The organism is Arthrobacter sp. STN4 (assembly GCF_024539665.1).
Classification (GTDB): Bacteria; Actinomycetota; Actinomycetes; order Actinomycetales; family Micrococcaceae; genus Specibacter.
The window spans coordinates 107096-128992 of record NZ_JAKZGX010000008.1; the positions used below are offsets into that span (position 1 = coordinate 107096).

The 21897-nt window shown below is 70.1% G+C and carries 18 protein-coding genes; 6 read left to right on the forward strand and 12 right to left on the reverse strand.

Translation table 11 applies throughout. From position 1 onward, the window contains the following. Nucleotides 1-57 precede the first annotated feature (57 nt). From MMF96_RS08450 to MMF96_RS08460, 3 genes are read right to left on the reverse strand one after another with little or no spacing between them, the layout of a single operon-like run. Entirely contained in the window at nt 58-2673 is a 2616-nt protein-coding gene (locus MMF96_RS08450; RefSeq protein ID WP_256883233.1) for an HAD-IC family P-type ATPase, read from the reverse strand. After that, nucleotides 2663-4123, reverse strand: a complete 1461-nt coding sequence (locus MMF96_RS08455; protein ID WP_176615825.1) for a class I SAM-dependent RNA methyltransferase — start codon at nt 4121-4123, stop codon at nt 2663-2665. Before MMF96_RS08455 ends, MMF96_RS08450 begins: the two co-directional genes overlap by 11 nt. 27 nt (nt 4124-4150) lie before the next feature. Further along, complete coding sequence (locus MMF96_RS08460; RefSeq protein WP_176615826.1) at nt 4151-6157, reverse strand: APC family permease; 2007 nt, start codon at nt 6155-6157, stop codon at nt 4151-4153. Nucleotides 6158-6309: 152 nt separating this feature from the next. On the opposite strand from MMF96_RS08460, the gene MMF96_RS08465 reads away from it, so the two are divergent. Together MMF96_RS08465 and MMF96_RS08470 are read left to right on the forward strand one after the other, a co-directional pair. Further along, entirely contained in the window at nt 6310-6981 is a 672-nt protein-coding gene (locus tag MMF96_RS08465; protein ID WP_176615827.1) for a TrkA family potassium uptake protein, read from the forward strand. Between the two features lies 1 nt (nt 6982). Further along, a complete protein-coding gene (locus MMF96_RS08470; RefSeq protein ID WP_176615828.1) occupies nt 6983-7678 on the forward strand; it encodes a TrkA family potassium uptake protein in 696 nt (231 codons plus the stop codon). On the opposite strand, the gene MMF96_RS08475 is transcribed toward MMF96_RS08470, so the two are convergent. Genes MMF96_RS08475 through dut form a run of 4 tightly spaced genes read right to left on the reverse strand, consistent with a single transcriptional unit; the run spans nt 7675 to nt 10043 of the window. Continuing rightward, the gene (locus tag MMF96_RS08475; protein WP_256883234.1) at nt 7675-8367 is read right to left on the reverse strand and encodes a DUF3159 domain-containing protein; all 693 of its coding nucleotides are present in this window, start codon (nt 8365-8367) and stop codon (nt 7675-7677) included. The genes MMF96_RS08470 and MMF96_RS08475 overlap by 4 nt on opposite strands. After that, entirely contained in the window at nt 8368-8703 is a 336-nt protein-coding gene (locus MMF96_RS08480) for a hypothetical protein (protein WP_256883235.1), read from the reverse strand. A gap of 4 nt (nt 8704-8707) precedes the next feature. Continuing rightward, complete coding sequence (locus MMF96_RS08485; RefSeq protein ID WP_176615829.1) at nt 8708-9493, reverse strand: DUF3710 domain-containing protein; 786 nt, start codon at nt 9491-9493, stop codon at nt 8708-8710. Nucleotides 9494-9533: 40 nt separating this feature from the next. Next, nucleotides 9534-10043 carry a dUTP diphosphatase gene (gene dut / locus MMF96_RS08490; RefSeq protein WP_256883236.1) on the reverse strand — a complete coding sequence of 170 codons (510 nt, stop codon included), beginning with the start codon at nt 10041-10043 and terminating at the stop codon, nt 9534-9536. Between the two features lie 106 nt (nt 10044-10149). On the opposite strand from dut, the gene MMF96_RS08495 reads away from it, so the two are divergent. Beyond that, entirely contained in the window at nt 10150-10635 is a 486-nt protein-coding gene (locus MMF96_RS08495; protein WP_176615831.1) for a DUF3093 domain-containing protein, read from the forward strand. Between the two features lie 86 nt (nt 10636-10721). Here MMF96_RS08495 and MMF96_RS08500 read toward each other — a convergent pair whose 3' ends face one another. Then, entirely contained in the window at nt 10722-11021 is a 300-nt protein-coding gene (locus MMF96_RS08500; RefSeq protein WP_176615832.1) for a DUF4193 domain-containing protein, read from the reverse strand. Nucleotides 11022-11327: 306 nt separating this feature from the next. Here MMF96_RS08500 and sepH point away from each other — a divergent pair, with 306 nt between their 5' ends. Further along, nucleotides 11328-12791, forward strand: a complete 1464-nt coding sequence (gene sepH / locus MMF96_RS08505) for a septation protein SepH (RefSeq protein ID WP_256883237.1) — start codon at nt 11328-11330, stop codon at nt 12789-12791. Between the two features lie 145 nt (nt 12792-12936). Here sepH and MMF96_RS08510 read toward each other — a convergent pair whose 3' ends face one another. Genes MMF96_RS08510 through MMF96_RS08520 form a run of 3 tightly spaced genes read right to left on the reverse strand, consistent with a single transcriptional unit; the run spans nt 12937 to nt 17578 of the window. Beyond that, nucleotides 12937-14175, reverse strand: a complete 1239-nt coding sequence (locus MMF96_RS08510) for an alkaline phosphatase family protein (protein WP_256883238.1) — start codon at nt 14173-14175, stop codon at nt 12937-12939. 5 nt (nt 14176-14180) lie between these two features. Then, the gene (locus MMF96_RS08515; protein ID WP_176615834.1) at nt 14181-14861 is read right to left on the reverse strand and encodes a DUF5998 family protein; all 681 of its coding nucleotides are present in this window, start codon (nt 14859-14861) and stop codon (nt 14181-14183) included. Nucleotides 14862-14902: 41 nt separating this feature from the next. Further along, the gene (locus tag MMF96_RS08520; RefSeq protein ID WP_256883239.1) at nt 14903-17578 is read right to left on the reverse strand and encodes a GNAT family N-acetyltransferase; all 2676 of its coding nucleotides are present in this window, start codon (nt 17576-17578) and stop codon (nt 14903-14905) included. Nucleotides 17579-17661: 83 nt separating this feature from the next. Here MMF96_RS08520 and MMF96_RS08525 point away from each other — a divergent pair, with 83 nt between their 5' ends. After that, on the forward strand, nt 17662-20310 hold the full coding sequence (locus MMF96_RS08525) for a DNA topoisomerase (ATP-hydrolyzing) subunit A (RefSeq protein ID WP_256883240.1): 2649 nt from the start codon (nt 17662-17664) through the stop codon (nt 20308-20310). Between the two features lie 23 nt (nt 20311-20333). After that, nucleotides 20334-20852 (forward strand): DinB family protein, encoded by a 519-nt coding sequence (locus MMF96_RS08530; protein WP_176615837.1) that lies wholly within the window; start codon nt 20334-20336, stop codon nt 20850-20852. Between the two features lie 45 nt (nt 20853-20897). Here the strand turns inward: MMF96_RS08530 and MMF96_RS08535 are convergent, their stop codons facing one another. Next, entirely contained in the window at nt 20898-21896 is a 999-nt protein-coding gene (locus MMF96_RS08535; protein ID WP_256883241.1) for an N-acetyltransferase, read from the reverse strand. Nucleotide 21897: the final 1 nt, after the last annotated feature.

Genomic DNA, 21897 nt, shown 5'->3' on the forward strand with positions numbered 1-21897 from the left:
TCTCGCCACTGCTTTTATCTTGGTCACGCAAGGGACCGCATGCCAGTTAGGCTGACCTTACTCACGTTCGGAAACCGCTCCGCGCTTCTTCAGGAAGCGGTACAGCAGTTCGATGCCAAGGCACCCGCCTGCCGTTACGCCAATCGTAACCGCCAACAACGGCCCGGAGGGGATGTCCAGGGCAAAGAAGTTCCGGGCGAAGGGCACCACCATGACCAGTGCCAGCCCGGCCACCAGGGCGGCCACGAGCAGTGAGCGCCAAAAGTCGAAGGGCCTGGCCAAGGCGCCGAGCACCCACAGCGCCACGACGAGCACCGTCATGGTCGCCGCCGTCTGCGCCGACGTGACGGCCTGGGCCGGCTCCAGCGCGGGGTCCGGGAAAGCCCGGGCAAAGGAATACACGGCCATGATGCACGCCGCCACGACCGTGCCTGCGGGAATGGAAAACATCAGTGCCCGGCGCAGGAAGCCGGGCTGGTACCGCCGGGCGTTGGGCAGCAGCGCCAGGAAAAAGGCGGGGATGCCGATCGTCATGGAACTGACAATGGAAAGCTGCCGCGGCAGGAACGGGTACCGCCACAGCAGGATGCCGATGGCGATGGAAATGATGACGGCGTAGGCGGTCTTGCTCAGGAACAGGTTGGCCACGCGCTCCACGTTGGCGATGACGCGCCGGCCCTCTGCGACCACCGAGGGCAGGTGGGAAAACTGCCCGTCCAGCAGCACCAGGCGCGAGACGGCCTTGGTCGCGGCAGCGCCGCTGCCCATGGCGATGCCCATGTCGGCGTGTTTGAGGGCCAGGGCGTCATTGACGCCGTCCCCCGTCATGGCCACCACGTGGCCGGCGCCCTGCAGGGCCAGCACAATGGCCTTCTTTTGTTCCGGCGCCACCCGGCCCAGCACGCTTTCGCGTGCCAGCACCGCTGCCAGCTCGCCGGTCTCCTCCGGCAGCCCGCGGGCGTCGTAGCCGTCGCCGTCGAACTCCATGCCCACGCTGCGGGCCACGGCGGCCACGGTGCGCGGGTTGTCGCCCGAGATGACCTTCAGTGCCACCCCCTGGTCGCGGAAGTACGCCAACGTGGCGGCGGCGTCGGGCCGCACCATTTCCCGGAACACCAACAGGACAACGGGCCGGAGCCCGGCCAGGTCGAGGCCGTCCGCAGCCTGCCCGGCCCCGGGTGCCGGTGCGGGAAGGCCCGGCGCCGGGCGGTGCGCCAGTACGACGGCGCGCAGCCCCTGCCCCGCCGCCTCGTGGGACGCCGCCAGCGCCGCCTCCACCTCCGCTCCCCCGCTGGCCGCCAGCACGACGTCGGGGGCGCCCAGGACCCAGCTGCCGCAGGGCTGCCCCGCTGCCGCCCCGTCCCCCGTGCCGGGCCCGGCAACAGGCCCGGCACTGAAGCTGACTGCACTGTATTTGCGGGCGCTGCTGAACGGGACCACCGCGTCGGGCGCCGCCGCCGGCGGCCGGGTGAAGCCGGTCGCGAGTGCGGCCGCCGTCGCATTGGCGTTGGGGTGCGCCGCGCACCAGGCCAGGACCGCCTCCCAGCCGGGAACCGGTCCGAAGACGGTGGTGCCGGCCAGTTCCATCCGGCCCTCGGTGAGCGTGCCGGTCTTGTCCAGGCACACCATGTCCACGCGGGCCAGGCCTTCCACGGCCGGCAGTTCCTGGACCAGCACCTGCCGGCGTGCCAGCTTGATGGCGGCCATGCCGAAGGAGATGCTGGTCAGCAGCACCAGGCCCTCGGGAATCATGGCCACGATGCTGGCCACGGCGCTGATGACGGCGGTGCGCCAGCGGCCGGTGGCGAGGGATTCGGCCCAGCCGCCGTTGGCGTTCATCTGGCCGTTGACCACCACCACGATGATGGGGACCAGCGCCCAGGCGATGTACAGGATGATCCGGTTGATGGAATTGCGGATTTCGGAATTGACCAGCGAAAACCGCCGGGCTTCGGCTGTCAGGGCACTGGCATAGGACTCCGCGCCCACGCGGTGCACGCGCGCGGCGCCGTGGCCGGCCACCACCGCGGAACCGGACAGTGCGGTGTCCCCCGGAACCTTGGCCACGGGGTCGGCCTCGCCCGTGAGCAGGGATTCGTCCACTTCCAGGGATTCGGCCTGGAAGATGACGGCGTCGGCCGGGACCTGGTCCCCCGTGCGCAGCAGCAGCACGTCGTCGTGCAGGACGTCCGCCACGGCCACCGCCAGCTCGGCCCCGCCGCGGCGCACCAGGGCCTTGGGCGTGTGCAGTACGGCCAGCCGGTCCAGGGTCTGCTTGGCACGGTATTCCTGCACGACGCCGATGGCGGCGTTGGCGACCACGATGAACCCGAACAGGGCGTCGCGCGGGTCCCCGACGAGCAGCACCAGGACCAGGGCGCTGCCGAGCACGGCGTTGAACAGCGTGAACACATTGGCCCGGACGATGGCCCAGATGCTGCGGCTGCTCCCGCCCGGTGCGGCGTTGTCCAGCCCGGCACCCCGCCGTTCGAGCACCTGGACCGGGTCCAGGCCGTCGCGCTCCAGGACCTCCGGGTCCACCGGCGCCAGCCCGGCCCGGGCCGCAGCCAGGGCGGCACGCCGGTGCCCGTCGCGCCGCTCCGCCAGGACCGTGCCGCGGGGCTTGCCGCGCGTCAGGTCCCGCCGCTGGACAGCAGCGGGTTTAGCGCCCAACGGCGCCCCTGCCGGGCGCGTCCACGGGCACCAGCAGGGCCACGGTCTCCACATGGTGGGTGTGCGGGTAGAGGTCAAAGGCCCGCAGCTTCTCCAGCCGCCACCCGGCCCCGGCAAAATACTTCACGTCCCGCGCAAACGCTGCCGGGTCACAGGAAACATAGGCGACCGCCTGCGGGGCGGCGGCCGCCAGGGCATGCACCACGGCCTTTCCGGCGCCGGCCCGCGGCGGGTCAAGCACGACGGCGTCAAAGCGGCGCCGCGGTGCCCTGGCCCGGCTGCCGCGCCGGCCCGGGCCTCCCAGCACGTGTTCCACGCGGCCCTGGACAATTTCCACCTGGCCGGCGGCGTGGAGGTTTTTGCGCGCGTCGCGGCTGGTGCCGGGCGACCCTTCCACGGACAGCACGGAGCCGTCCGGCCCCACGGCGTCGGCCAGCGGTGCCGTGAACAGGCCCGCCCCGGCGTAAAGGTCGGCGACGGCGGCGCCGTCGTTGAGGTGCCCGCCGTCGTTGAGGAAGTTCAGCGCCGTGTCGGTCAGGACCTGGGGCGCCTTCCGGTGGATCTGCCAGAAGCCGTCCCCCGTGACGCGGAATTCGTGGTCGGCGGTGGTTTCCCGGACCCAGCCGCGGCCGTGCAGGACGGTGGTGCCGCCCGTCTCCGGGTCCCAGCGGGCCACGGAGGGTGGGGCCGGCACGTCCTGCAGTGCGCGGGCAATGCGCTTGAGCGCCAGGCCGGCGGCCTTCTCCCCCCGCCCGGGGTCAGGTGCCAGCAGCACCAGGGCCGGCGAGCCGTTGGCCGGCGCGGCAACGTCCACCCGGGCAATGCCGGTGAAGTCAAGCTCCCACAGGCGCAGCGCGTCCACGGCGGGGACGGCCAGGGGCATGCCCTGGACGGGCAGGATGTCGTGGGAGCGGTGGGGGTGCATGCCCAACCGGCCGGCGGGCGTGACGGCGAAGGCCACGCGGGTCCGCCAGCCCAGCCCGGCCCGCTGTTCCGCCGTGCCGTCGGCGTCAACGTCCTCCACGCCGGCGCCGAACAGGGCGTCGATCTCCCCGGCGGGCAGCCCGCCGAGGCGTTCGAGCTGTTCGCGGACAACATCCGTCTTCAGCGCCAGCTGGCGGGTGCGGGACACGTGGCCAAACTCGGCCCCGCCCAGCGGGGCCGTGCCGCGCCCGGCAGCCTTCAGGGCGTCGGCCTCGGGCCAAAAGTGGGGCACCCTGTCGGGGGACGCCTCGAGCACCCGGGTGACATCCGCGCGCCAAAACCTGGCTCCGTCGTCGTGCCCGGTCAGGGCAATCTCCACGACCTCCCCGGGAATGGCGTGGCGGACAAAGATCACACGGCCCTCGTGCCGGGCAACGCAGTGGCCGCCGTGCGCCACCGGCCCCACGGTGACGGTCAACCGGGCGGCGTCGCCGGACGGGGACGGGATGGTGCGGGGCTCACTCATGGGCGTGTGGTTCCTAGTCTTGGTACATCAGTCTTGGTACTTCTGGGCTTCGGTGGAGGATTTCAGCTGCCACGGCACGCTGGCCACCACCACGCCGGGTTCAAAGTGCAGCCGCGTCTTGATGCGCAGGGCCGTCTGGTTGTGCACCAGCTGCTCCCACCACTTGCCCACCACGTATTCCGGGATGTACACCACAATCAGGTCGCGCGGGGAATCCCGGCGCATGGTCTTGATGTGGTTGATCAGCGGCGTCAGCGTCTCCCGGTAGGGACTTGCCAACACGGTCAACGGTACCGGGATGTCCAGCCGGTCCCAATCGGCGATCGTCTGTTCGGTCTCCGCGGCGTCCAGGTCCACCGTGATGGCTTCCAGCGAGGACGGGCGCGACGCGCGGGCAAACGCGACCGCGCGCATGACCGGCTTGCGTACGTGGGAGACCAGGATCACCGCGTGGATGCGGGCCGGCAGGGCGCGGGTGGCCGAGTCCGTCTCCACGGCAAGCTCCTTGGCCACGTTGTCGTAGTGGGCGCGGATGCTCCACATGATGGCAAACAGAACACCCATGGCCAGCAGCGCAATCCAGGCACCCTGTTCAAACTTGGTCACCAGCACAATCAGCAGCACCGTCAATGTCATCAGGAAACCCAGCGAGTTGATGGTCCGGGAGCGCACCATGCGGAATCGGATGCGCTTGTCCTTCACCACGCGCAGTTCGCGGGTCCAGTGCCGCACCATGCCCAGCTGGCTGGCCGTGAAGGAGATGAACACGCCCACAATGTAGAGCTGGATCAACTTGGTGACGTCCGCGTCGAAGGAGATGATCAGCACCAACGCGCCAACGGCCAGCAGGATCACGCCGTTGCTGAAGGCCAGCCGGTCCCCGCGGGTGCGCAGCTGGCGGGGCAGGTAGCCGTCCCGGGCCAGGATCGAGGCGAGCACGGGGAAGCCGTTGAAGGCCGTGTTGGAGGCAAAGACCAGGATCACGCCGGTGGCTGCGACGACGATGAAGAACGGGATGGACCCGGCACCGAAGATGGTGCCGGCAATCTGGCTGATCGAGGGGTTCTGCACGTAGCCGGCGGGCAGCAGATGCCCGTTTTGCAGGAACTCGGTGGCCGGGTCCGCCACAATGTGCACCCCGGTGGCGTTGGCCAGGAACAGGATTCCAGCCATCATGCCGGCGGCAACGGCGCCGAGCAGCAGCAAGGTGGTGGCCGCGTTCTTGCTCTTGGGCTTGCGGAAGTTGGGCACGCCGTTGCTGATGGCCTCCACGCCGGTCAGGGCCGCGGCACCGGAAGAGAACGCCCGCAGCAGCAGGAAACCGCCGGCCAGGCCGGTCAGCCCCTGGCTGAAGGCGGCTTCGGGGATGATCTCAAAGCCGGCCGACGGCGCCCGGCCCAGCGTGCCTGTTGCCGCCTGAAAGAGGCCAACGGCCGTCATGGCGAAGATGCAGAACATGAAGATGTAGGTGGGCACGGCAAAGACGCTGCCGGCCTCGCGGATGCCGCGCAGGTTCACCAGGGCCAGGACAATGACACCGATGACAGCGACGACGGCCTGGGTGCCGTGCCAGCCGGGCACGGCGGTGGCCAGGTAGTTTGCTGCCGAGGACATGGACACGGCCACTGTGAGCACGTAGTCAACCATGAGTGCCGACGCCACCGTCAGCCCTGCGGTCTTGCCCAGGTTGACGTTGGCAATTTCATAGTCGCCGCCGCCGGACGGGTAGGCGTGCACGTTTTGCCGGTAGGAGGCCACCACCGTGAGCAACACCACCATGACGGCCAGGCCCACCCAGGGGGCAAGGGCCACGGAGGCAACACCGGCCAGGGCCAGGGTGAGCAGGATTTCATCCGGCGCGTAGGCCACCGAGGACAGCGCATCCGAGGCGAAAATCGGCAGCGCGATGCGTTTGGGCAGCAGCGTGTGGGCGAGTTTGTCGTTGCGGAAGGGCCGCCCGACAAGGACCCGCTTGAACGCGTTGAAGAAGTTCAGCACGCGGGTAACGCTAGTCGCTCGCGGGGCTAAAGTCATGACGGGACGCGGCCGTGGCAGACTCCGCCCACGCGGTGCCAAGTATCCGGCCGGCGCCGGCGAACCCTGCCGACTTGACCGGCGGGCGCCCGACAGGCCAGATTGGTACCCGCACTGTGTTGCAGTGCCGGTCATCACCAAGAGGAGCAACGATGGCACATTTTGTGATCATGGGCTGCGGCCGCGTGGGCGCCACCCTGGCGCACACGCTGGAGGACTCCGGCCATTCCGTCGCCATCATTGACCAGGACGAGCGCGCCTTCCGGCGGCTGAGGACCGGCTTCGGGGGCCGCAAGGTCACCGGCATCGGCTTCGACCAGGACACCCTGCGCCAGGCCGACATTGAAAACGCCTACGCCTTTGCGGCCGTCTCCAGCGGCGACAACTCCAACATCCTCGCCACGCGCGTGGCGCGCGAAACCTTCCATGTGGAACACGTCGTGGCGCGCATCTACGACCCCGGCCGGGCCGAAATCTACCAGCGCCTGGGCATCCCCACGGTGGCCGCCGTGCGCTGGAGCGCCGACCAGGTGCTGCGGCGCATCCTGCCCGAAACCGCCATCAAGGGCGACTTCCGGGAGCCTTCCGGCCGGCTCATCCTGACCGAACTGGCCCTGAACCCGGGCTGGATCGGACACCACGTGGTGGACCTTGAGGCCGCCGCGCCGCTGCGGGTGGCCTACCTGACCCGCTTTGGCGAAGGCATGTTGCCGCGGCCGGACACCAGTTACCAGCAGGGCGACACCGTCCATGCGATGGTGCAGGGCACGGACTCGGCCGAGGTGGCCCGCATCCTGTCCGCCGCGCCGGAAAAGGAGATCTAAGGTGCTTGTTGTCATCGTCGGGGCCGGCAGCGTCGGCTGCTCGATTGCCCGCGAACTGCTCTCCCACGGCCATGAACTGCTGCTGATCGACCCCAAGCCGGAGGTGATTGGCAAGAGCGGGCTGCGCGGCGCCCGCTGGCTCGTGGGCGACGCCTGCGAGATCAGCACCCTGCGGGAGGCGAAGCTGGAGGAGGCCGACGTCGTCGTGTCCGCCACGGGCGACGACAAGGTCAACCTGGTCGTCTCGCTGCTGGCCAAGACCGAATTCGGCGTGGGCCGCACCGTGGGCCGGGTGAACAACCCCAAGAACGATTGGATGTTCGACGATTCCTGGGGCGTGGACGTCGCCGTCAACACCCCGCGGCTCATGACGGCGCTCGTGGAGGAAGCGGTGGAAATCGGCGACCTGGTGCGCCTGCTGACGCTTCAGACCGGCGTGGCGTCGCTCGTGGAGTTCACCGTGCCGGGACAATCGCACATCATCGGCCTGATGGTGGGGGCCGTCGACTGGCCGCAGGACGCGACGCTCGTGGCGATCCTGCGTGACGAGGCGCCCATCACGCCCAGCAACGACGACGTCCTTGAAGCCGGCGACGAGCTGTTCTTCATCTCCACGATCGCCGCCGAGGACGGGCTGCGGAAGCTGCTGTCCAACGACGCCGGGGCTGACGGGGACCGGCCGGAGGGTGAAAGCTAGCCGGCCTTCACGGGCCGGCTCACGAGCCAGGCAATCCAGAGGCCGAAGGCGTACAGCGGCACGCCCATGAGCAGGCGCATGGCGCCCAGGGCGTCGACGGCTCCGGCGTAGTAGAGGGGCAGCTGGACGGCCAGCCGGGCGGCCATGACACCCACGATGATCCAGGTGGCCGCCCGGTAGGCTCGCAGGCGGGCCGGTTTTTTGCGCCACTGGACGCCCTCGTTGCGGGCGTAGCCAAACAGCAGGCCCAGCACCGGCCAGCGCACGGCAATGGAGACCACCATGGCTGCGATGTAGCCGGCGTTGGTGAAGAACCCGACGGCATAATAGTTCTCCGCCTTGCCGGTCTTCAGCGCCAGAAAGGCCGAAAGGGCCACGCCGGCAATCCCGGCAAGGGTCATGGTGAGCGGGGAACGCTGCACGAGCCGGGCGGCCAGGAAGGCGGCCGCAACGACCACGGAGCCGCCCAGCGACCAGGTGAGGTTCCCGGTCAGGGTGAAGACCACCAGGAACACGAGCCCGGGCAGGACGCTTTCGGCGATGCCGCGGACGCCTCCCGCGGCCGCCAGCAGGTCGAGCTCGCCGTTGTCCTTGCGCACCAGCGCCGAACGCGCCGCCATCGCCTGTTCCAGGCCGGCCAGCGCGTCCGCGGGGCGGGCGCCGTCGTCTTCGGGTGTGGTCCTGGCCAACTAGCCCTCCTGGATTCCTATGATCTCGTAGCGTGGGTTGAAGATGGTGGGCAGTCCGTCCCGGCGGGAGACCATGCCCTCAACGCGCAGCCGCGTGCCAACCTCGATCCCGGGGACGCGGCGCCTGCCCAGCCACACGAGGCGGAGCCGGTGGCTGCCGCCGTCGGTGGGCACGCGGAGGAATTCCCGGTCCGTGACAATGGCGCTGAACTCCTGGGCGGACGACGCCGGCAGGATGGTCACGGCGTCGATGACCCCGGCACTGACCGCACGCCCGCGCAGGGGCAGCGCGTCGATGGGGACCGGCGCGGGCCAGTCACCCTGGTTGGTAGGCACGGGGTCAGCCGATCGCCGTGATTTCCGGGCCGCGGCGGAACGGTTCCCCGCCCTGGGCGGGGGCGGCGTGGTCGGCGGGGACCGAGCCGTCCGGGCTGGCTGCGGCATCGCGGGGCAGGCGCAGCACCAGCAGGTCGCGGGGCGGCAGCGGGGTTTCCCCGCGGACCACCACCACGCCCCTGAACAGGTCTTCCAGTTCCTGGGCTGCGTCGGGGTTCACGGCCGCCTCGCCGCCCAGCACGCCGCGCAGGAACCAGCGGGGGCCGTCGACGCCGATGAAGCGGGCCACGCGGAAACCGCTGCTGCCGTCGGTGGCCTGGGCGGGCACCTTGGCCAGCACTTCCTTGCCGAACGTTCCGTCGAGAATCTCAATCTCGCCGCCCTGCGAACCGACGGACAGGCCGATCTGCTCGCGGATGTCGCGCCAGAGTTCTTCGGAGCGGGGGGCGGCGAACGCCTGCAGCTGCAGGCTGGAGCCGTTGAGGTCCAGGGTGACGGCGATGACCCGGTTGGTGCTTTCCTCCACTTCCAGGCGCAGCGCCAGGCCCTCGCGCGGGGTGATCAGCAGGGCGCCCAGATCCACATAGCCGTCCGCATTGGCGATTTCGTCGGCGTCCAGCGGCCCGTGGACGGAACGGTCGTAGGCGGTGTCTGCGGGGTCCGGCGGCAGGGCGAGCAGGCCGTTCCCGCCTTGGGATCCGCCGTCCGTGGCGGCCTCCCGGGAAGTGCCCTCGGGCGCAACCGCGCCGTCGGCGTCATTCTTCTTTTTCTTGCCAAACCCAAAAGCCATGGGGCGCAAACTCCTTGTAAATGTTGGAACCGAACGTCTGTCAGTGTCCGGCGGTACCGGCGCCGGCCGGTCCAAAGCCGCCCGTGGAACCGAAGCCGCCGGTGCCGCGTGCGGAGTCCGGCAGCTGCTCCACCACCTCGAAGGCGGCATGCTCGACGCGCTGGATGACCATTTGTGCAATTCTATCGCCCCGGGACAGGGCAATGGAGTGGTGCGCATCGGTGTTGAGCAGGGTGACGGAGATTTCCCCGCGGTACCCGGCGTCCACGGTGCCGGGGCTGTTGACGATCGTCAGGCCGTGCTTGGTGGCCAGGCCCGAGCGCGGGTGCACCAGGGCCACGTAGCCGAACGGGAGCGCGATGGCCACGCCGGTGGGGACCAGGGCGCGCTCGCCCGGCGCCAGCACGACGTCGATCCTGGCACGGAGGTCGGCACCGGCGTCGCCGGGGTGGGCGTAGGAGGGCGCGGCGATGCCGTCGTCGAGCATTTGCAGCTGCACCGTCAGCGGGAACGCACCATCTGCGGGGACATTGAAAGTCTGGTTGGTCACAGCAGCCCACTCTATCCCGAACCGCGGCGGCGACCCCCCACCGCCGCGGGCTGCCCGGGCCGGGGGCAAAGATGATTTACCGGACAAAAGATGAAAAACTGTTCCCATGTCTTCGTCTTCCGTGCCGGCCGCCAGCGCCGCCCCCCTGTCAACAGCCACGTACACCGAAAAACTGTGGCCCGGCCTGGGTGTGTGGGTGGTTGTGCTGGGCCTGTCCGCGGCCGGCATCCTGATCCTGATCCCCATCAGCCCGCTCGCCGGGTACCTGGCCTTTGTGGGGCTGCTGGTCCTGCAGACACTGGTCCTGGTCTTCTCGACGCCCAAGATCGAGGTCACGGCGGGGACGCTGCAGGTGGGCCGGGCCGTGATCGAGCGTGAATACATCGGCGACGTCACCTATTACCTGGCCGACGACGCCACGGCCCAGCGCGGCACCCGGCTCAACGGGCTGGCCTACCTGTGCATCCGCGGCTGGATCAAGCCCGTGGTCAAGGTGGAAATCACCGACCCGCATGACAAAACGCCGTACTGGCTCACGTCCACCCGCAACCCCGAGCGCCTGGCCGCGGCCCTCGGACAGGGCCGCGGCTGACGCCTGCGCTGCTGTTTCCTGCGCGCCTGTGTCCTGCGCGCCTGTGTCCTGCGCGCCTGTTTCCTGCGCTGTCCAGCCGGATCCGGCTAGCCTTCGCAGTCCTTGCAGTACATCAGCCCGTCCTTTTCCCGGGCCAGCTGGGAGCGGTGCCGCACCAGGAAGCAGGATGAACAGGTGAATTCGTCCGCCTGGGCCGGGAGGACCTCCACCGCCAGCTCCTCCCCCGACAGGTCGCCGCCGGGCAGCTCGTAGCTGTCGGCCAGATCGGCCTCGTCCAGGTCGATGACCGCCCCGGACGCTCCGGAGGGGCGGACCGCAAGGGATGCCAGGACGTTGCCGTCCCGTTCGTCGTCGTTCTTGCGCGGCGCGTCATAATCCGTTGCCATTGCCTACTTCACCATTTTCCTTGTATCTCTTGCCACAGCACCGGCATCGGCAGGGCCCGTAGGGGATTCCCTGCGGCAAATCCTGCCAATCACCTTAGAACTGGAACGTTGCAGCCGGCGACAAAAATGCCCGCGTTCGCGGTGGGCGTAGCGGTGGGACACCCACGGACCGCAGGGGCCCGTCCGCAGCTGAAAATAGGCACGTGATTTTGTGAACCATTCACGCCACGCCTGCCGTGGTAGTAGGAAAATACGGCGTTGGGTGGCAAAGTTTCGAAGTGAAAGCAGTCGACTTTGGAGGGCAGCATGGCGGATCTACGTTTGGTGGGTGTGCATGACGATGGCAAGCACCTGCTACTCAGTGGAACCGGCGGCGAAATATTCCTGCTGCCCATTGATGAAGCATTGCGCATGGCTACCACGCGGGCACCGCGCAAGGCCCCGTCCGGCAACGCCGGCCCGGCCAAGATGTCGCCACGGGAAATCCAGGCGCAGATCCGTGCAGGCGCCACGGCCGCCGATGTGGCCGAACACTCCGGCATGTCCCTGGAGCAGGTCCGCCGCTATGAAGGCCCGGTTCTGGCCGAGCGCGAACACGTGGCCCGGCTGGCGCGCAAGGTGGAGGTTTCCGGCCCGGCGGCCGGCAATGACAGCTACCGTTCCGCCTTCGGCGACAACCCGGCAACGCTGGATGAGATGGTCATGCACCGCGTCTCCGCCTTTGGCATCGACCCCCGCACGGTGCGCTGGGATGCCTGGCGCGTCCGCGACGGCGCCTGGACGGTCACGGCAGACTTTGAGCCCGGCAGCGAGTGGGCTGCAGCGAGCATCGGCGAGCCCGCACCCGCCCGGTGGACCTTCCATCCCGGCCGCAAGTCCCTGAACAACGCCAACCGGTGGGCGCAGCAGCTGAGCGAAATGGAACCGTTGGACGGTCCCGTGCCCGAGCGCCGGCTGAGCGCGGTTGCGGACCGCCCCTTTGATTTTGAAACCGACGCGCCCGACGACGGTACGGCGGACACGCTGACGGCGGCCGGTCCGGGCGGGGCCGAGGGCCAGGACACGGGCAGTGAGGACGACGCCGGCTCCGGCCTGCTCGACATGCTCCGTTCCCGCCGCGGCCAGCGCCTGGGCCTCGACGAGGACGGCGACGATGAACTGGCTGCCATGTTGGGCACCCACGTGCCGGCCGCGCACCCCCGCGACGGGCATGAGGACCAGGACGCCACCGCGCCCGCAGCCGACGGCGCGGACACCCCGGACACCATGGACAACCCTGCGGACGTGGAGGCCCCGGCGGCTGGCGCGGGCACAGACACTGAGGCCCCTGATTTAGACAACACAGGCCTGGCCGGCGCCGGTTCGGACGGCGGGCAGGCCGGGGACGGGCATCCTGCCGGCGGCCACGGCAAGAAGCGCCTCCGTGCCATCCCGTTCCTCTCCCTGGCCCCCAGGCTCCACGGCGACGAGGACCACCATCACGCCGTCGGCGTGGGCGAGGTCAGCACCGACACGCGTGAAATCACGCTTTCGGGGGCGCCTTCCCTGCGCCGCAGCGCCGCCGACAACGCCATTGACACCGGCTCAGGCCAGGACGGGGCCGCGCAGGCAGCACCCGCCCCGGAATCTGCCCGGCAGCCGGCTGACGCCGAAGACGGGCCCTCTGACAGTGAGGTGGCCGCCAGGCTGGAACGCAAGGCGGCAGGCAAGCCCAAGCGCTCCAGCGTCCCCAGCTGGGACGAGATCGTGTTCGGCACCAAGGGCGACTAAAACCGCTCCGTCGTGCCCCCTGAATACCGAGGGCTGTCCCTGAGTCTGCCCCGGAAACCGGCCCATTCGATGGTGCAGATAATGCGGGCCGGGACGCTCCCAGGCCACCGAAGCTGCACCACCGAATTCCCGGACCGGACCGAACTCAGCGGCGGCGCTTGCCCTTCGGCGCACGCGGCGTCACGGGAATGCGCAGCAGCGGGACCTCGCGTTCGGCCTTCGTGAGGGAGCCATGCTGGCCCACCACCTCGACGGCCTGCGGGCGCACGCGCCGGAGGTCGTAAAACGCGATGCTTTCGCGGGCCGCCACCAGGACGTCGCCAATCCGCCCGGCTGCTTCGGCACGCACCTCGCCAAAAAGCCCCGCCGCCACGGCTTCGTCGCGGGTGAGCACCCACGCCTTTGTCCCGAAGCGCTCCAGCCATGCGGCCACCAGGGCATCGCGGACCTCGGTGCCGGCGCCGCGCTCCAGGTAGAGGTGGACCATGCGCGGCTCCCCCGCCGTATGGCGGGCCCCGGCCACGAGTTCCGGGTACCGGGAGTAGTCGATGCGGGCCGCACGCGGCACGTCCACCATGCCGTGGTCGGCCGTCAAAAGGATCAGCGTGTCCGCGGGGACGGTGGCGGCCAGGCGCTTCATGCCGGCGTCGAGCTCCTCCAGCTGGTGCTCCCACTGGGCCGAGTCCGCCCCGTACCTGTGCCCGGCCTTGTCCAGTTCGCCCCAGTACAGGTACAGGAGCATGGACGGGTGCGCCGCCAGGGCCCCTGCGGCCAGTTCCACGCGGGCCTGCGGGGAGGTGGCCCCCAGGAACGTGCTGCCGCGCAGGGCCGCCAGCGTCATGGGCGACTGTTCGAACTTGGGCAGGCTGACGGTGGCCGTCGGGTGGTGCCCCGCCAGCTGTTCAAACACCGTGGGGAACGGCTGCCACCGCCTCGGGTCAACGCCGGGGTCCCAGTTGCCCAGCAGGTTCACCACCTTGTCCTGGTCCGGGTCCAGGACGTCGTAGCCGAGCATGCCGTGCTGCCCGGGCACGACGCCGGTGCCCAGGCTGGACAGGGAGGTCGCCGTGGTGCTGGGGAAGGCTGCGTGGAGGGTGTGCGGGTGCTCTCCCCCGCTATCCGTGGCCATGACGCCGCGCAGGAAGGGTGCGTGCCCGGACTTTTGCTTCAGCAGCGCCTTTCCCAGGCCGTCCACCAGCACCACCACGACCCGGCGGGCAGCCGGCAGCCGCAACGCGTTGGTGAACCGCCCGTCGCCCATGGCGGCGGCGGCGCTCGTGAGAACGTCGGCAATGGTGTTGCTGCCGTAGGCGGGTGCCGCGGGCAGCGGCTCCTGGCGGGCCTGCCGGGCCGGGGGCGCCGCAGTCTCCGAGGTCTGCTCCACGCCGGTCAGCGCCGGTAGTGGTTGCGGCCCAGGCGCTGGCCCAGCACCGGGAATTTCGGGCCTTGCGCCGGCGCGTGGGCGGGGGTGGCTGCCGCGGTGCTGACAGCCCGCAGGGCCCGGGCAAAGGACTTCGCGTCGGCCACGGCCTGCAGCCCCTCGGCCTCGGCGCTGATGCGCAGGGCGATGTCTTCCTGGGCGATGGTTCCGGTGTAGCCGTGGTCGGCGTCGCAGTTCGGGTCCCCGCACGACGCCGGGCCCAGGTCCACGCGCTGCCCGCCGGACCAGGCGATGGCCACCGTGAGCTCGCGGGCGGGGTCGGAGGGCTTGTAGTCCTGCGGCTGGGCGTAGGTGTAGCTGAGCACCACGGAGCGGATCTGCGCCACGGGCACGGACTCGGTGGAGACCTGCGCCACGACCTGTTCGCCGGCTTCATCCAGCTGCTGGTCGTCCACGTGGGTGATGACCAGCATCTCCTCCGTCAGGACCAGCACGGTGATGTGGCGGTGCACCTCGGTGCGGTCAAAATGCGTTTCCAGGTGGACCAGGTGGGACAGGCTCTCCTGCCCGTCCAGCGCGTCGTTGACAACGTCCTGGACCAGGCGCGGGTAAAAGCCGGCCCGTTGGAGTGCGGATTCAAGGTCGCGGCCGGTGGTGTTCGCCGGGGCACCGGCGCCGAAGGTGTTCATGGACCCATTTTCGCACCCGCGTGCGGCCGAACGCGAACCGGCTAGGAGTTCATGGCCCGCCGCGCACTGTCGGTGCGCTGGGCCGGGTTGCCGATCCGCAGCTCGACGGCGAGCACCGTCACCTCGGTGGGCCCCACCAGCACGGGGTTGAATTCCACCCAGGCGATCTCCGGGTGTTCATCCTTCATCAGGCCCACCCGGGCCACCAGGTCCTCCAGCGCGGCCACGTTGCCGGCGGGCAGGCCTGCGTAGCCAAACAGCTTCACGGCGGCGCGGGGGGACCTGACCAGTTCCGCCGCGTCCCGGGCGGACAGCGGGGGCACGCGGTGCGCCCAGTCGCCCAGCAGGTTCACGGCGTCGCCGGAGAGGCCGAAGGAGACCACGGGGCCCAGCAGCGGGTCCTCGATGGCGCGCAGGGTGCAGGACTGGCCCACCTCGGCCATGCTCTGCACCTCCAGGCCGCCTGCCCCGTACGGTTCAAGCAGCTTGCGCATTTGGCCCAGGTTGCGGCGCAGTGACGCGGCGTTTTCAATGTTGATCCGCACCCCGCCCAGGTCCAGGCGGTGCCGCAGAGCCGGGTCCAGGGTCTTGATGGCCACGGGCCAGCCGAGCCGGTCGGCGGCCGCCACGGCGTCGTCGTCGGTGCTGAACGCGGCGGACTCCAGGACGCGGATGCCGTAATGGGCCAGCAGTTGGCGTGTCCGGGCGGCGTCCAGGGTCAGCAGGCCGTCGCCGGTGACGCCGTCGAGCCATTCCTCCAGCAGTTCGGCCGCCGCTTCGGTGTCCACGCCGGACGGCGGGTCGAAGGCGGGGGCATCGAGGGTCAGCCACTGCGCGTACTGCGTCACGGCGGCCAGGGCGGCCACCGCGGCGCCGGGGCTGGAGTAGCACGGCAGCCCGCCGGCCAGCTGGCGGTCCACCAGGATGCGGGTGTCGACAATCCCGGTGAACGCCGCCACCACGGGCTTGCCTGCCGCCTCGGCGCACTCCTGGAGTGTGGCGGCAATGTGCTCCACCGTCAGCCCCGGCACCGGCAGCAGCGTCACGATGGCCGAGTCCGTGCCGGGCCGGGCCAGCGCCTCGCCGACCGCCCGCCGCAGCAGGGGCAGGGCCCTGGACTGCCCGGTGTCCAGCACCAGGTCCGCCGAGACCTCCGCCACGGTCAGGCCGTGCTGCTCCGCGGAATCCGCCACCACCGACCCCATCGCGAGGGAATTGCTGAAGATGGCCAGCCCGGGGCCGGCGGGCAGGGCCTGGCCGGTGACGATTTGTGCCACGTCGGCAAGTTCCTCGATGGTGTTGACACGGATGACGCCGGACTGGCGCAGCATGGCGTCCAGCGCGCCCGCGGGCGCCTGCGTGGTGCGCACGGCGTGGCCCGGGGGCAGGCGCAGCCCCATGGTGTCCGACTTGGCCACAATCACCGGCTTGGTGCGCGCCAGGCGGCGGGAGATGCGGGAAAACTTGCGGGGGTTGCCAATGGATTCCAGGTATAGCGCGCAGGCGGTGGTGTGGGGGTCGTCCTCCCAGAACTGCATGAGGTCGTTGCCGGAGATGTCCGCCCGGTTCCCGGCGGACAGCACCGTGGACAGGCCCACCTCCCGCCGGCTCAGCGACGCGTACAGGGACGCCCCCAAGGCGGCGGACTGGCTGAAGACGCCCAGCCCCCCGCGCAGGGGCAGGGACGGTGCCAGGGAGGCGTTGAGTGAAACGGCCGGGTCGGTGTTGGCCAGGCCCAGCGAGGCCGGGCCCACCAGCCGCATGCCGTTCGCCCGGGCCTGGCGCACCAGGGCGCGCTGGCGCGCGAGGCCGGCCGCGCCGTCGTCGGCGTATCCCGAGGTGGCGATGACCAGGCCCTTGACGCCGGCGGCCCCGCACTGGTCCACGACGGCGGGGACCTGCCCCTGGGGCACGGCAATGACGGCCAGGTCCACGGGGCCGGGCACCTCAGCGATCGTGGCGTACGGCATCATGCCGGACACCTCCAACGCCTCCGGATTGACCGCGTGGACCCCGCCGCGGTACCCGCCTTCCACAATATTTTCCAGCAGCACCCGCCCCAGGCCCCCCCACGCCCGGCCGGCCCCGACGACGGCCACGGAGCGCGGTGCCACAAGCCCCGCGACGCTGCGGGCATCGGCGCGGTGTTCGCGTGCGGCCATGACGGCGCGGGACTTCTCGGTGGGGTCAATGTCGAACGCCAGGGACACCACGCCGTCGTCAAAGTGGCGGTGCACCTCGTAGCCGGCGTCGGCGAACACCTGGAGCATCTTGCGGTTTTCCGGCAGGACCTCCGCCGTGAACTTGTCGATCCCGTTTTCGCGGGCGGCGGCCGCCAGGTGCTCCAACAGGATCGACCCCAGGCCCCGGCCCTGCTGGGAGTCGGAGACGTTGAACGCCACCTCGGCCTCGGCGGGGTTGTCGAGGCGGTCGAAGCGGCCAATGCCGATGATGCGGTCCCGGTGCGTGATGACGAACGCCACACGGTCCCGGTAGTCCAGTTCGGTAAAGCGGCGCAGCTCCTTGGGCGTCAGCCTGGACTTGTAGGTAAAGAAGCGCAGGTAGACGGAGTTCTGCGACTGCGCCATGTGGAAGGCCTGGACGGCGTCGGCATCGGCCGCGGTCATGGGCCGCAAATGCCCCGTGGCCCCGTCGCGCAGTACGACATCGGCCTCCCAATGTGCCGGATAAACGGGTGCCTGTCCTGGGTTCACCATAGAATCACTGTACCGACTCGTTTGCCTTCGCAGGGCCCCGCCGGACTGCAACACCCGCCACACTGATAGGAACCCCCGCCGCCATGGCCAAGCGCCAACCTCCCGCAGCCGATGACTTCACTGACTTCACCGAGAACATTGTTGAAATAGACGTTTCCAGTGAAATGGAAGGCTCCTTCCTGGAGTACGCCTATTCGGTGATTTACTCGCGCGCCCTGCCGGACGCCCGGGACGGGTTGAAACCGGTGCAGCGGCGCATCCTGTACATGATGAGCGAGATGGGGCTGCGCCCCGAGAAGGGCCATGTCAAGAGCGCCCGCGTCGTGGGCGAGGTCATGGGCAAGCTCCACCCGCACGGCGACACCGCCATCTACGACACCATGGTGCGCATGGCCCAGGACTTCTCCCTGCGCCTGCCGCTCATTGACGGGCACGGCAACTTCGGCTCGCTCGACGACGGCCCCGCCGCCCCGCGCTACACGGAGGCCCGGATGGCGGCCCCGGCCCTGGAGCTGACGGGCAACCTGGGCGAAGACGTGGTGGACTTTGTGCCCAGCTACGACAACGAGATGATGCAGCCCTCGGTGCTGCCGGCCGCCTTCCCGAACCTTTTGGTCAACGGGGCCAGCGGGATTGCGGTGGGCATGGCCACCAACATGGCCCCGCACAACCTGGGCGAGGTCATCACCGCCACCCGGCACCTGGTCGCCAACCCGGACGCCACGCTGGAGGACCTGATGGCGTACGTGCCCGGCCCCGACCTGCCCTCGGGCGGGCGCATTGTGGGCCTGGCCGGCATCCGCGACGCCTACGCCACGGGCAGGGGCTCCTTCAAGACGCGCGCCAAGATCGCCGTCGAACAGCTCTCCCCGCGCAGGGTGGGCCTGGTGGTCACGGAACTGCCATACCTGGTGGGTCCGGAAAAGGTCATTGAAAAGATCAAGGATGCCATCAACGCCAAAAAGCTGGTGGGCATCTCCGACCTGGTGGACCTCACCGACCGCAAGCACGGGCTGCGGCTGGTCATCGAGATCAAGAACGGCTTCAACCCGGCCGCCGTCATGGCCCAGCTGTACCGCTACACGCCCATGGAGGACTCCTTCGGCATCAACAACGTCTGCCTCGTGGAGGGGCAGCCGCAGACCCTGGGCCTGGTGGAGCTGCTGCGCGTGTTCCTGGCCCACCGCATCGACGTGGTGCGCCGGCGCACCACGTTCCGCCTGGGCAAAAAGCAGGACCGCCTGCACCTGGTGGAGGGCATGCTGCTGGCCATCGTGGACATCGACGAGGTCATCCAGGTCATCCGCAGCTCGGACGAGGTGGCGGCGGCCCGCGAACGCCTCATGGCCATCTACGACCTCTCCGAAATCCAGGCCAACTACATCCTGGACCTGCAGCTGCGCCGCCTGACCAAGTTTTCCGTGGTGGAGCTGGAAGCCGAGCGCGACGGGCTCCGCCGTGAGATCGAGGCCCTCGAGGCGATCCTGGCGTCCAGGGAACTACTGCACCAGCTGGTTTCCGACGAACTTGGCGAGGTGGCGGCCAAGTACGCCACGCCGCGCCGCACCGTGTTGTTGGAATCCGAGGCCATGGCCCCCTCGGTGGCGAAGGCGCTGGCCGCCGGGGCCGCGGGCAAGGGCAAGCCGTCCCCGCTGGCCCTGGAAATTGCCGACGACCCCTGCTGGGTGCTGCTCAGCGCGTCGGGGCAGATTGCACGCACCTCCAACGCCGATCCCCTGGCCGACACCGGTGCACGGGGCCGGCACGACGTCTTCACCTCCGTGCTGAAAACCACCGCACGTGCCGAAATCGGCGCGCTGACCTCGCTGGGCCGGATGCTGCGGCTGCAGGTGGTGGACATGCCGGTCCTGCCGCCCACCAACGCACTGCCCAACCTGGCCGGCGGCGTGGCCGCCAAGGAGTTCATCACGCTGACCAAGGGTGAGGTCCTGGTGGGCTTTGTGCCGCTCAACGGCACCTTCGCCCTGGGGACCGCCCAGGGCGTGGTCAAGCGCGTCACCCCCGACTACCCCCTGAACCGGGACGAGTGGGAGTACATCTCGCTCAAGCCCAAGGACTTCGTGGTCGGGGCCGCCGTGGCCACGGACGACGACGACCTCGTCTTCATCACGCAGGGCGCCCAGCTGCTTCGGTACAGTGCCGCCAACGTCCGCCCGCAGGGCCGCACAGCCGGCGGCATGGCGGGCATCAAGCTCGGTGCCGGCGACGCCGTGCTCAGCTTCTCCGTGGCCTCCCCCGCCGATCCCGACGCCGTGGTGGTCACCGTGGCGGGCGGGCAGGACGCACTGCCGGGCACCGCGTCGGGCAGCGCCAAGGTCACGGCACTGTCCGAATACCCGGCCAAGGGGCGGGCCACCGGCGGCGTCCGTGCACACCGCTTCCTCAAGGGCGAGGACCGGCTGACGGTTTCATGGGCCGGGCACGGGCCCGCCAAGGCCTCCACCGTCTCCGGCGTGGTGCGTGCGCTGCCGGTGGAACACGGCCACCGCGACGGCTCCGGCGTGGCGCTTTCGGCCGCCATCGAGCTGGTGGGCCCCAGCCTGGACGGGACCCACGGCGTGGCCGGCGGCGGATCCGGAGGGGCGGGCGGGCCCGGGATGCAGGATTCCGCCGCGGGAGGTCCGGCGCCGGAGTCCTTGCCTGTGCCGGCGCGGGACGCCTCCCCCATCCCGGAGTCCACCCAGGAGGCGTTCGAACTGCCCACGGACTGAGGGCGGCGGCATAGACTGGCCCCATGCCAATCATTCCTGACGACAAGGACTGGACGTGGGTGCTGTCCCGGCCGTGCCCCGAGTGCGGATTCAACGCCGCGAGCGTCACGCCCGCCACGGCTGCCACCACCATTCCGGCCCTGCTGCCCCGCTGGCAGCAGGCCCTGCGGCGCGCCGGGGTTGACGTCCGCCCGGACGATTCCACCTGGTCGGTGCTGGAGTACGCCGCCCATGTGCGGGACGTGTTCGACGTCTTCACCGGCCGCCTGGAGCTGATGCTCGCCAACGACGACCCCACCTTTCCCAACTGGGACCAGGACCGGGCGGCGCTGGACGGGAACTACGCGTCCCTGGACCCCGACGACGTGGCGCGCGAGCTGGTCCAAAATGGCGAGGATGCCGCAGCGGCGTTTGCGGCGGTGGCACCCGGCCAGTGGAACCGCCGCGGGCTGCGCAGCAACGGCTCGGAATTCACGGTCCTGACCCTGTCCGGCTACTTCATGCACGACCTCATCCACCACCTGCACGACGTCAACGCCTAGGCCGGCCGCGTCGCCGGCACATTGCCCGGGCCGGCGCCGCCCGGGCTAGAGGGCCTTGTCCCACGCCAGCGTGCGCCGCAGGGGCCGGTAGCCCATCTTTTCGTAGAGCCCCAGGGCGCCGGTGGGATTTTCGGTGTCGACGTCCAGGCAGGCATGGTCCATGCCTGCGGCCTTGTACCGTGCCATGGCGTCGGACAGCAATGCCTGGGCAATGCCGCGGTGCCGCCAGGGCCGCCGCACGCCCAACACCTCCGTGTAGCCTTCCTCGCGGCCCTCCTTCGGAAAACGTTCGGGGTCATACATGGAAAGCTGGTAGCCGGCCACCTCGCCGCTTGCCGCATCCAAGGCCACGGCGGACCAGTCGGGCCGGAAATCCTCGTTGGCGAGCAGGAAACCCCAGCGCTGGATGCTGCGGGACTCGGACCCCCAGTGGTCGGCAAAGGTCTCGTTGTGGGCCAGCCGCACGGCCTCGGAAAGCCCCGGTGCGAACGCCACGATGCGGATCCCCGCGGGCACCGGCACCGCGGGGGCGCCGGCCAGGGGCCGGAGCATTTCGGAAAAGTACCGGACGGTGGAGTACCCGGCCCCGGACAGCAGGGACGTGTGCGCCGGGTTGGCCTCCGGCGTGTACACGCGCACCGTGCCCGGCGGCTGCCCGTCCGCGGCAAAGCGGGCCCGCAGGAGGTCCTCCTGCCACGCGAGCACGGCCGCACCGATGCCCCGGCGCTGCCACTGCGGGTCGACCCCGCCAAACGCGTACCCGGCCGCGCCGCCCGGGTGCTTGGTGACCCGGCCAAAGGCCCGCAGCACGCCCGGGGCGTCAAAGCCCCCGGCCGTGTTCCCTGCGGCGGGGTTGTCGGTGTCCTCAAAGCAGGTGGCCAGCTCGGAGCGCGTGTCATGCCAGGGGGCGTCCTCGGCCGCGGCGATCCGCAGGGTCAGGGCCAGCCAGGCGTCGAGGTCCGTTGCGGCCAGCGGGCGGAAGGACAGCCCGCCGGCTGCGGGAAGGGGCACTGCGGGACACGGTGTGCTGCCGGGGATCGCCATG

What these genes read in the sequence shown, in the direction of transcription:
- MMF96_RS08500 (WP_176615832.1), bottom strand. Translation starts at nt 11,021, where the DNA reads ATGGCAACGGATTATGACGCGCCGCGCAAGAACGACGACGAACGGGAC.
- MMF96_RS08465 (WP_176615827.1), top strand. Translation starts at nt 6,310, where the DNA reads ATGGCACATTTTGTGATCATGGGCTGCGGCCGCGTGGGCGCCACCCTG.
- MMF96_RS08520 (WP_256883239.1), bottom strand. Translation starts at nt 17,578, where the DNA reads ATGGTGAACCCAGGACAGGCACCCGTTTATCCGGCACATTGGGAGGCC.
- MMF96_RS08485 (WP_176615829.1), bottom strand. Translation starts at nt 9,493, where the DNA reads ATGGCTTTTGGGTTTGGCAAGAAAAAGAAGAATGACGCCGACGGCGCG.
- MMF96_RS08530 (WP_176615837.1), top strand. Translation starts at nt 20,334, where the DNA reads ATGCCAATCATTCCTGACGACAAGGACTGGACGTGGGTGCTGTCCCGG.
- MMF96_RS08495 (WP_176615831.1), top strand. Translation starts at nt 10,150, where the DNA reads ATGTCTTCGTCTTCCGTGCCGGCCGCCAGCGCCGCCCCCCTGTCAACA.
- MMF96_RS08515 (WP_176615834.1), bottom strand. Translation starts at nt 14,861, where the DNA reads ATGAACACCTTCGGCGCCGGTGCCCCGGCGAACACCACCGGCCGCGAC.
- MMF96_RS08535 (WP_256883241.1), bottom strand. Translation starts at nt 21,896, where the DNA reads ATGGCGATCCCCGGCAGCACACCGTGTCCCGCAGTGCCCCTTCCCGCA.
- MMF96_RS08460 (WP_176615826.1), bottom strand. Translation starts at nt 6,157, where the DNA reads ATGACTTTAGCCCCGCGAGCGACTAGCGTTACCCGCGTGCTGAACTTC.
- MMF96_RS08525 (WP_256883240.1), top strand. Translation starts at nt 17,662, where the DNA reads ATGGCCAAGCGCCAACCTCCCGCAGCCGATGACTTCACTGACTTCACC.
- sepH (WP_256883237.1), top strand. Translation starts at nt 11,328, where the DNA reads ATGGCGGATCTACGTTTGGTGGGTGTGCATGACGATGGCAAGCACCTG.
- MMF96_RS08455 (WP_176615825.1), bottom strand. Translation starts at nt 4,123, where the DNA reads ATGAGTGAGCCCCGCACCATCCCGTCCCCGTCCGGCGACGCCGCCCGG.